Origin of the sequence: Nonomuraea sp. NPDC023979 (assembly GCF_040639085.1) — a bacterium.
In the GTDB taxonomy this organism is placed as follows: Bacteria; Actinomycetota; Actinomycetes; order Streptosporangiales; family Streptosporangiaceae; genus Nonomuraea; species Nonomuraea ceibae.
This window is the reverse complement of sequence record NZ_JBEZZG010000068.1, coordinates 1-9,163: the sequence shown is the minus strand read 5'-3', so window position 1 is coordinate 9,163 and position 9,163 is coordinate 1. Positions and strand designations below refer to the sequence as shown.

Below are 9,163 nucleotides of genomic sequence, written 5' to 3'. Positions count from 1 at the left end.
CCCCGGGCCCCCGCGGCGCCCCCTGTCCGGCCGGGACCCAAACGGGGGGCGGGCGCCCGCCGGCCGCGCCTCCCGCCCCCGTGGGGGGGGGGGGGCGCCCCGCCGCCGGGCGCGCCCCCGGCGGACCAGCTCGTCCAGGCGGGGTGAGCGCGGCCGCCCGGGGCCGCCGTCGCTGTAGTCGGCGAACACCGTACGCAGGTCGTGCTCGGTGTAGCGGGTCACCTGATCTCCTCCAGTTCCAGGTCGTGCACCGCCGGGTCCACCCGCAGCCGCGCCAGGCCTCTGGCCAGATGCTTCTTGACGGCGCCGGTGGAGCAGCCGAGGGTGGCGGCCACCTGCTCCACGGGCAGGTCGGCGAAGTAACGCAGGACGATCGCCGCCCGCTGGCGCGGGGGCAGGGCGCCGGTCGCCGCCCACAGGGCCGCCCTCTCGGCGACCGGCCGGGCGATGTCGCCGTGCGCGCGGCTGTCGGGCAGCACCTCTGTGGGCACCTCGCCCCGCCAGCGCCGCCTCCACCAGGAGGCGTGCGTGTTGGCGATGATCCGGTACACGTACCGGTCGGGGTCGCCGTCGATTCTGGGCCAGGCCGCCCAAGCTTTGACCAGTGACGTCTGCACCAGGTCCTCGGCGGCGGCCCAGTCCCGGGTGAGCAGGTACGCCGTGCGGCACAGGCGTTCGTGCCGTTGCGCGACGTACTCGGCGAACCCGTCTGCCATGTCGTTCCTCTCCTGGGGCGAAACGCTCTCACGGTGAACCACCACCTGGCGGGGTGCCCAGGGTGACAAGGCTGTCGATTTGACCCCTAATAGTTAGACATCTTACTATCAGGCCCCCAATCATTTTGGAGGCCACCTTGCGTACTCTCATCACCGGCGTCCGGGTTTTCGACGGCGAGCGGACCGTCCAGCGGGCCGACGTGCTCATCGACGGCGAGCGGATCGCCGAGCCCGACGGCGCGCCCGTGGACGTCACCGTCGACGGCTCCGGCAAGACGCTGCTCCCGGGCCTGATCGACGCGCACACCCATGCCTTCGACGGCGCGCTCGCCCAGGCGGTGGCGTTCGGCGTGACGACGGAGCTGGACATGTTCTGCCTGCCGTCGAACCTGGCCAGGCAGCGCCGCGCCGCCGCCGAGCGGGACGACGTGGCCGACATCCGCAGCCCCGGCGTGCTGGCGACGGCCCCCGGCGGGCATCCGAGCCAGATCATGGCGGCCGAGGCGGCGAACCTGGCCCACCTGGGCGACGCGGCCGGGCCGTTCGACACGGTGGCGGGGGCGCACGAGGCCGAGGCGTTCGTCGAGGCGCGGCTGAAGTAGGGCGCCGACTACCTGAAGATCGTGATCGACGACGGCTCGACGGGCGGCCTGAGCCTGCCGACGCTGTCGCCGGGCACCGTGGCCGCGCTGGTGGAGGCCGCGCACGCGGCCGGGCTGCGGGCGATCGGGCACGCCGTCACGGTGCGTGACGCGCTGGTGGCCCTCGACGCGGGCATCGACGGCCTGGCCCACGTCGTCAGCGACGCCGCGCCGGGCGGCGATGCGGCCGGGGACCTGGCGGCCAGGATCGCCGCGCAGGGCGTGTACGTGGTCAGCACCCTGTCCTACTTCGAGGCCGTCACCGGCGACGAGAGCGGCCTGGAGCTGGTGCGCGACCCGCGCGTGGCCGCCCGGCTGCCCGAGCGGCTCAGGACGGTCCCCGGCCGCGACCTGTCGGCGGTCCCGGTGCCGACGGCCGGGTCGGTCAACGCCCTGCACTCCGCCCGCGAGCTGCACCGGGCCGGGGTGCCGCTGCTGGCGGGCACGGACGCGAACATGTTCGCGCCGATGCACGGCGCCGGCATGCACCGCGAGCTGGTGCTGCTCACGCAGGCCGGGCTCACGCCGGAGGAGGCGCTGGCCGCCGCCACGAGCGTCCCGGCCCGCCACTTCGGCCTGACCGACCGGGGCCGGGTGGCCGCCGGGCTGCTGGCCGATCTGCTGCTCGTCGACGGCGATCCCACCCGCGACATCAAGGACACCCGCGCGATCTCCGCCGTGTGGCGCCGGGGCGTCCGTGTGACGCCCGCGGCCTGACTTGGGCGTATCTGACCAGGAGTAATACTCAATCGACGCCTGGGCGTGGCGTGTTATCACTCCTCCGGATGGATACGTATAGTGACGACTCAATGGCAGTTCGTGATCAAGGGGAGATCATGAAGGGTATTCTTATCGTCGCCGGGGGCGCGCTTCTGGCGGCGGCCGCCATGGCCGGTCCGGCCGCGGCGGACGTCAGCGACAGCTCGAACGTGTGCTACTACGGCGCCGAAGGCTCCAGTTCGTGGCTCAACGTCGACCACAACTCGGTCAAGGCGGGCTCGAAGCTGTTCGAGGCCTGCAAGGGCCACCACCACTACTACAACCGGGACAACGACGACGACCGCGGCGACTACGGCGACTTCGGCCGCTGGAACAACGCCGACCGCTGGGAGGACAGCGGCTGGGACGGCTACGACGGCTGGCGCGACTGACCTGCCTCGCCGGCGCCGGTCTGGGATTCCAGGCCGGCGCCGGCCCATGCCCGCTCCCGGCGGGGCCGCAGCACGCCGGCGCCCGCGCCCATGACGAGCGTGACGCAGGCGAGCAGCCCGAACGCCACCGGGAACGAGGTGGCTCCGGCCACCCAGCCGGTGACGGCGGGCGCGGCCAGTCCTGACAGGTACGTGATCGTCGCCACTCCGGCGACGCCCTGCCCCGGTGTCGGCCCCGCGTTCCCGGCGGCGGCGAACACCAGCGGCACGGTGACCGCCACCCCGACGCCGACGAGCGCGAACCCGGCCACGGCCGCCGCAGGGACGTGGGCGGTGGCGACGACGAGCGCGCCCGCCGTGGCGAGCGCCGCCCCGCCCCGCACCGCGAGCACCGGCCCCAGCCGCCGCACGATCGCGTCGCCGCACAGCCGGGTGACGACCATGAACGCGGCGAAGACGGCGTACGTGGCCGCGCCGAGCCCTTCGCCCGCACCGGTGACCTCGACGGTGTAGACGGCGGCCCACTGCGCCCCGGACAGCTCGGTGACCGTGGCGCAGAGCCCGACCAGGCCGATCGCCAGGATCGCCCGCGACGGCACCGCGAACCGGGGCGGCGCCTGCTCCCCCGGCTCGGGCCGCACGTCGGGCAATCCGCGCGTCACGGCCAGCCCCGCCAGCAGCAGCGCCCCGGCCATGAGCGCCAGGTGCGCCCGCGCGTCGATCGCCGCCGCCGCGACCGCCGCCCCGGCGCCGGCCCCGGCGAAGTTGCCGACGCTCCACATGCCGTGCAGGCCCGACATGATCGACCGGCCCAGCCGCCGCTCGACGACGACGCCCTGGGCGTTCATCACCACGTCGCAGGCCCCGGCGGCGGCCCCGTACACGAGCAGGGCGGCGCACAGCCACGGCAGGCCGGGAGCGAGCGCGGGCAGCGCGAGCGCCGTCCCCCACAGTGCGAGCAGCGCCCGGGTGGCGGCCCGCCCGCCGAAGCGGTGGGCGAGCCGCCCGGCCGTGGGCATCGCCACGAGCGCGCCGAGCGCCGGGCACAGCAGCGCCAGGCCGAGCACCGCGGGATCGAGGCCGAGGTGGTCCTGGATCCACGGCATCCTGGTGGCCAGGCTGCCGCCGACGGCGCCGTGGACCGCGAAGACCCCGGCGATCGCACGATGATGGGGGTGTCTCATGCGAGGTAAATTATCAGGCAGGGTTCCTAATGAATAGAGGGGCAACGTGCGCACCGCCACACCGAGTACGGCCCGGGCCATCAACGACCGGCTGGCCCTGGACCTGCTGCTGGAGCGCGGGCCGCTGACCGCGCCGCAGATCAGGGCGCTGACCGGGCTGTCGCGGCCGACGGTCTCCGACCTGATCGAGCGGCTGCAGGCCAGCGGGCTGATCGAGGCGGGCGGCGAGGCCGGGGGCCACCGGCGGGGGCCGAACGCCCGCCTGTACCGGATCGTGGCCGGGCGGGCGCACGTGGCCGGCGTGGACGTGCGCCGCGACGCCGTCACCGTGACCGTGGCCGACCTGACCGGCGCCACCACCGGCACGGCCGGGCGCAGGGTGGGGTCGGGCGGCGACGGCGCCAACAGGACGGGCGACACGGGTGACACGGGTGACATCGCCGAGCTGGTCGCCGGCGCGGTGGCCGAGGCGGCCGGGGGGCGGCCCCTGCACGCGGTGGTGGTCGGCGCGCCCGGCCTGGTCGACCCGCGCACCGGCGACCTGTCCCGGCTCAACGACGTGCCGGGCTGGCGCGGCAGCGTGCTGCGGGAGCTGCGGTCCCGGCTGGACGGGCCGGTGGTGCTGGAGAACGAGGTGAACCTGGCGGCGCTGGCCGAGCACCGGGAGGGCGCGGCGGCGGGGCGCGCCGACTTCGTGCTGCTGTGGCTGGACGACGGGGTGGGCGCGGCCGTGGTGCTGGACGGCAGGCTGCGCCGGGGGGTGTCCGGGGGCGCGGGCGAGATCGGCTTCCTCGACGCCGGCGGCGGGCCGCTGTGCGACGTGCTGAACGGCGCGGCCCTGCGCGGGCTGGCGGCCGGCGAGGTGGCGGCGCGGGTGGCGGCGGCGGTGTTCCCGGCGGTGGCGCTGCTGGACCCCGGCCTGGTCGTGCTCGCCGGGGAGGTCGGCCGGGCGGGCGGCGGCGAGCTGGCCGCCCTGGTGACCGACCGGCTGGCGGGGCTCGCGCCGGTGCCCGTCGAGGTGCGGGTCACGGCGATCGAGGACAACCCGGTGCTGCGCGGCGCCGTGGCGACCGGGCTGTCGACGGCCCGCGACGACCTGTTCGGCGCGCCGTAAGCCGTCGGCGGAACCTCTGGCCGCGCCACCGCCCGCGTGGTCGGCTCGGAGGATGGACGCTGCCTATGACGAGATCGCGGACTGGTACGAAGGGGTGTTCCTGACCGCCGGTGACCCCCTGGGCGCCCAGCAGGTGCTGCGCGACCTGCTGGGCGAGGGCCGGGGCGCGTGCCTGGAGATCGGGTGCGGCACCGGCGTGCACGCGGCGGCGCTGCGCGGGCTGGGCTGGACCCCGGCGGGCGTCGACCTGTCGGCCGGGATGCTGCGGCATGCCCGCGACCGGCTGCCGGCCGTACGGGGCGACGCGGCGCAGCTGCCGGTCCGTGACGCCTGCCTGCCGGCGGCGGTCGCGGTGCTGGCGCACACCGACATGCCGGACTATCCGGCCGTGCTGCGCGAGGCGGCCCGGGTGCTGCGGCCGGGCGGCGTGCTCGTGCACGTGGGGCTGCACCCGTGCTTCTGCGGCGGGTTCGCCGACCGGGGCGACCCGGAGGCCGTGGTGATCCGCCCCGGCTACCTGGACCGGCACTGGACGAAGGAGTCGTGGACGGGCGAGGGCGTGCGGGCGAAGGTGGGCGCGAGCCACTGGCCGGTGGCGGAGCTGCTGAACGCCTTCGTTGCGGCGGGGCTGACGCCGGAGCGGTTCGCCGAGTCGGGCGGCCCGGTCCCGGCGGTGCTGGCGGTCCGGGCTCGCAAACTTTCTAGTACGCTTGTACATGTACAGACGTACTAGTCCGGAGGGGCCGTCATGGCTTATCTGTTCCTCGCCCTCGCCATCGCCGCCGAGGTGCTGGCCACCAGCCTGCTCAAGTCGACCGAGGGGTTCACCAGGCTGTGGCCGACGCTCGGCTGCCTGGCCACGTACGCCGCCGCGTTCTACATGCTCACCCAGGCGCTGACGCGGGGGCTGGGCGTGGGCTTCTCCTACGCCGTGTGGTCGGGGCTGGGCACCACGCTGATCGTGGTCATCGGCGTCCTGTTCCTGAGCGAGCCGCTGAACTGGGCCAAGGTCATCGGCGTCGCGCTCGTGGTGGCCGGGGTGGTCACCCTCCAGCTCGGCGGTGCCCATTGAGCGCAGCGCGCAACCCGGCCGAGCGCCGCCGCCGCATCGTCGAAGCCGCCTGCGACCTGATCCCCGAGGTCGGGGTGGGCGGGCTGACGCACCGGCTGGTGGCCGCGCGGGCGGACGTCCCGCTGGGCGCCACGACGTACTACTTCAAGACGCTCGGCGACCTGGTCGAGGCCGCGCTGGAGGCGGCCGCCGAGCTGACCGCCGAGTGGCTGCGCCGCTGGGCGGGCGAGCTCGCCTCCGCCGCCGACGTGCCGGCCACGCTGGCCGTGCTCACCGCCGCCTACCTGCGCGAGCGCGACCGGATGGTGACGTGGAACGAGATGTACGCCGCCGCCGGGCACCGGCCCGAGCTGCGGCCGCTCGCCCGGGCGTGGAACGACGGCCTGACCGAGGTCCTGGCCGCGCACGTCGGCCCCGAGGCGGCGCGCCGGGCCGCTGTGTTCGTCGACGGCGCCGTCCTGCACGCGCTCGTCAACGACGACCCGCTCGACCAGGACGCCCTGGCCGGGGCCCTGGCCGCGCTCATGGCTCAGCCGTAGAGCCGCTCCAGCCACGAGCGCCAGGCCGGGCCCGGGTCGGCGGGGCCGCCGAACAGGTGGTGGGAGGCCACCATCGAGCCGCCCCGGCCCTGGATGAACCGGTAGAGGCCGGCGCCGGTGCGCACGCCGAGGGTCTGGGCGTTGGCGAAGTAGACGACGCCCGTCTGACCGGCGGGTTCCAGGAAGACCTTGTCGCCCGGCCGGGGGTCGCCGAGCTCCTCGTACAGGGTCCGCCAGGCACGCGGCCAGTCGGTGACGGGCGGCCCGAACTCCGTGACCGGCGTGGCGGCCCGGCCGGCGAAGTGGCCGAGGTATTCGACGAGCGTGGCGAAGAACAGCGCGAGGCCGGTGGACATCGCCTCGTACTCGCCCTCCCAGTCGTCGCCGGGCAGGAAGCCGCTGGTGACCAGGCGGACGGAGGTGCTGCCCCGGTCGCGGCCCTCGATCAGGAAGTCGTAGGCGACGAAGCGCCCGTCGGGGGCGGGCTCGGAGCCGTGCGTGAAGCGGTGCGGCGCGTCGGCCGTGGTGACGACGGAGCCGGGCAGGGCGGCGCCGCCGAAGGCGGTGCGGACCACGCCGCCGTCCACCTCGTTGCGGCCCATGAACCAGGCGTCGATGCCCGGCCCGGTGGCGATGGCCTCCCATACCTGCTCGGGCGTGGCCTCGACCAGGGCCTCCTGGGGGATCTGGAACTCGTGGCCCATGTCAGCCCTCCTTGACCGAGGGGTGCACGGCCAGGACCAGGCGGTGATCGCGGCCGCCCTCGGCCGATTCGTCATGATATTTCGCGACCAGGGTGGTGACGGCCTGGGTCAGCTCCTCGGCGAACGCCGCCCGGTCGGCCGCCGACGCGAACCGCACCTCGCCGTCGATGGCGAACGTGGCCACCCGTTTGCGCGCCTCGGTCGCGCCGGAGATGAGCGCGCCCACGTCGCGGACGAGCTGGGCGGCCAGCGCCAGCAGCCAGCGCGCCGACAGCCGGTCGGGCGACCGGGCCGGGTCGGGCTGCACGGCGGCCAGCGCCAGCGGCGAGATCACGAACGACGCGGCCTTGGCCTGCATCACCCGCTCGGTCACGTTGCCCTTCTTGCGCTCCTCGACGAGCTCGACCAGGCCGTGCTTCTCCAGCGTGCGCAGATGGTAGTTGACCTTCTGCCGGGCCAGGCCGACCTTGGCGGCCAGGGTCGTCGCCGAACCGGGCTCGACCAGCTCGGCGAGCAGCCTGGAGCGCATGGGGTCGAGCGACGCCTCGGCCGCCTCGGCGTCCTCGATCACTGCGACTTCGTGCATGGGGCCCACGATGGCACCGAAAAAATAAGTTGTCAAACGCCCGCATCGCGGAAGCGATCCTTCCGCATTGGTCACTACGGTGGCGGCATACGGAACGAAGGAGTGCGTGATGGTGGAGATGACGTGGCGTCAGGTCAGCGCCCGGCGGCTGGCCAGGGCGGGGCTGGCCGAGCCGGCCGCGGCGACGCCCGCCGAGATGGTCGCGGCCATGTGCGGGGCGCACGCGCAGGTGATGTCGGCGGCCGAGCTGTCGATCGCGCTCCGGCTGCGGGACGCCACGCGCGCGGACGTGCGTGCGGCGCTGTGGGAGGAGCGCAGCCTGGTCAAGACGCACGGGCCGCGCGGCACCGTGCACCTGCTGCCCGCCCGCGACCTGCCCGCGTGGACCGGGATGCTGTCCTCGCCGCCCGCCGGGAACGCCCTGTTCCCGGGCGAGAGGGGGATGACGGCCGAGCAGGTCGAGGAGGTGGTGGCGGCGATCGCGAAGGCGGTGGACGGCACGCACCTGACGATCGACGAGCTGAGCGACGCCGTGATCGCCGCCACCGGGCCGTGGGCGGGCGACCTGGTGATGCCGGCGTTCCAGGGCATGTGGCCGCGCTGGCGGCAGGCGCTGGGGGTGGCGGCACACCGGGGCGCGTTCGTGTTCGGCCCGGCGCGGGGCCGCAAGGTCACCTACACCGCCCCGCCGGAGGGCTTCCGGCGCGCCGCCGGCGACGACGGGCCGCTGCGCGCCTTCCTCCACGCGTACGGGCCCGCGACCCCGGAGCAGTTCGCCCGCTGGCTGGGCGCGCCGAAGGCGTGGGCCGTCGCGCTGTTCGCCTCGGCGGGGCTGGAGGAGGTGTCGTTCGAGGGGTCCCCGGCGTGGGTGCTGCCCGGCGACACCGAGGTCCCGGCCGGTCCGCCGTCCGGGGTGCGGCTGCTGCCGTACTTCGACGCGTACGTGGTGGCGGGGCGGCCCAGGGAGCTGCTGTACGCGGGGGCCGCGGCGGGGCGGGCGCTGTCGGGCGGGCAGGCGGGCAACTACCCGGTGCTGCTCGTGGACGGGCAGGTGGCCGGGGTGTGGCACCAGCGCCGCTCCGGGTCGCGGATCGACGTCACGGTGGAGCCGCTGCGCGAGCTGGACGCGGGCCGGCTCGGCGAGTTGCGCGAGCAGGTGGACCGGGTGGGTGCCATCCTGGAGGCCCGGGCGCGGCTCACCGTCGGCACGGTGACCGTCGGTCCGCACGCCTAGGCGCATTCTTGGCCCGTTTTTGGGCTTGAGGCCGGGCATCCGGCGGTACGCCCTCTGGGACAGCCCTGTGCGAGGAGTTCCGCGATGGCAGGCCAGCCGCATACCCGGGCCCGTCCCGCCTGCACCCGCCGCGCGCCGGCGAGGCCGCACGGAGGCCGCCGCGCGCCCGTGCCGGCCCACCGGGACCGGGCGCCCGCGCGGGCGTGCCGCGTGGCGCGCTCC

12 protein-coding genes are annotated in these 9,163 nt (G+C 75.2%); 8 read left to right on the top strand and 4 right to left on the bottom strand.

What is annotated here, in order from left to right; genetic code table 11:
- Positions 1-218 precede the first annotated feature (218 nt).
- A complete protein-coding gene (locus AB0G11_RS48510; RefSeq protein ID WP_219508137.1) occupies positions 219-716 on the bottom strand; it encodes a SigE family RNA polymerase sigma factor in 498 nt (165 codons plus the stop codon).
- 137 nt (positions 717-853) lie between these two features.
- On the opposite strand from AB0G11_RS48510, the gene AB0G11_RS48505 reads away from it, so the two are divergent.
- The 3 genes from AB0G11_RS48505 to AB0G11_RS48495 all read left to right on the top strand — a co-directional run bounded on the left by AB0G11_RS48505 (position 854) and on the right by AB0G11_RS48495 (position 2,508).
- The gene (locus AB0G11_RS48505) at positions 854-1,318 is read left to right on the top strand and encodes a hypothetical protein (RefSeq protein WP_357594033.1); all 465 of its coding nucleotides are present in this window, start codon (positions 854-856) and stop codon (positions 1,316-1,318) included.
- A 21-nt stretch (positions 1,319-1,339) separates the two neighbouring features.
- Positions 1,340-2,074 carry an amidohydrolase family protein gene (locus AB0G11_RS48500; protein ID WP_357594031.1) on the top strand — a complete coding sequence of 245 codons (735 nt, stop codon included), beginning with the start codon at positions 1,340-1,342 and terminating at the stop codon, positions 2,072-2,074.
- Between the two features lie 119 nt (positions 2,075-2,193).
- Positions 2,194-2,508: a hypothetical protein gene (locus AB0G11_RS48495; RefSeq protein WP_219508133.1), complete on the top strand. Its 315-nt coding sequence runs from the start codon at positions 2,194-2,196 to the stop codon at positions 2,506-2,508.
- Here the strand turns inward: AB0G11_RS48495 and AB0G11_RS48490 are convergent.
- On the bottom strand, positions 2,487-3,692 hold the full coding sequence (locus AB0G11_RS48490; protein ID WP_219508130.1) for an MFS transporter: 1,206 nt from the start codon (positions 3,690-3,692) through the stop codon (positions 2,487-2,489). The two genes, AB0G11_RS48495 and AB0G11_RS48490, sit on opposite strands and share 22 nt — an antisense overlap.
- 46 nt (positions 3,693-3,738) lie before the next feature.
- Between AB0G11_RS48490 and AB0G11_RS48485 the strand changes: the two genes are divergently transcribed.
- From AB0G11_RS48485 to AB0G11_RS48470, 4 genes are read left to right on the top strand one after another with little or no spacing between them, the layout of a single operon-like run.
- A complete protein-coding gene (locus tag AB0G11_RS48485; RefSeq protein WP_357594029.1) occupies positions 3,739-4,806 on the top strand; it encodes an ROK family transcriptional regulator in 1,068 nt (355 codons plus the stop codon).
- Between the two features lie 52 nt (positions 4,807-4,858).
- Positions 4,859-5,539: a class I SAM-dependent methyltransferase gene (locus tag AB0G11_RS48480; protein ID WP_357594027.1), complete on the top strand. Its 681-nt coding sequence runs from the start codon at positions 4,859-4,861 to the stop codon at positions 5,537-5,539.
- 15 nt (positions 5,540-5,554) lie between these two features.
- Positions 5,555-5,878 (top strand): multidrug efflux SMR transporter, encoded by a 324-nt coding sequence (locus tag AB0G11_RS48475; RefSeq protein ID WP_219508125.1) that lies wholly within the window; start codon positions 5,555-5,557, stop codon positions 5,876-5,878.
- Positions 5,875-6,417, top strand: a complete 543-nt coding sequence (locus AB0G11_RS48470; protein ID WP_357594025.1) for a TetR family transcriptional regulator — start codon at positions 5,875-5,877, stop codon at positions 6,415-6,417. The genes AB0G11_RS48475 and AB0G11_RS48470 overlap by 4 nt, the downstream gene beginning before the upstream one ends.
- Here the strand turns inward: AB0G11_RS48470 and AB0G11_RS48465 are convergent.
- Both AB0G11_RS48465 and AB0G11_RS48460 read right to left on the bottom strand, forming a co-directional pair.
- Positions 6,408-7,121, bottom strand: a complete 714-nt coding sequence (locus AB0G11_RS48465; RefSeq protein WP_357594023.1) for an SRPBCC domain-containing protein — start codon at positions 7,119-7,121, stop codon at positions 6,408-6,410. The two genes, AB0G11_RS48470 and AB0G11_RS48465, sit on opposite strands and share 10 nt — an antisense overlap.
- 1 nt (position 7,122) lies before the next feature.
- Positions 7,123-7,707 (bottom strand): helix-turn-helix domain-containing protein, encoded by a 585-nt coding sequence (locus AB0G11_RS48460; RefSeq protein WP_357594021.1) that lies wholly within the window; start codon positions 7,705-7,707, stop codon positions 7,123-7,125.
- Between the two features lie 109 nt (positions 7,708-7,816).
- Here AB0G11_RS48460 and AB0G11_RS48455 point away from each other — a divergent pair, with 109 nt between their 5' ends.
- Positions 7,817-8,941, top strand: a complete 1,125-nt coding sequence (locus AB0G11_RS48455; protein ID WP_357594019.1) for a winged helix DNA-binding domain-containing protein — start codon at positions 7,817-7,819, stop codon at positions 8,939-8,941.
- The last annotated feature ends 222 nt before the right edge of the window (positions 8,942-9,163 follow it).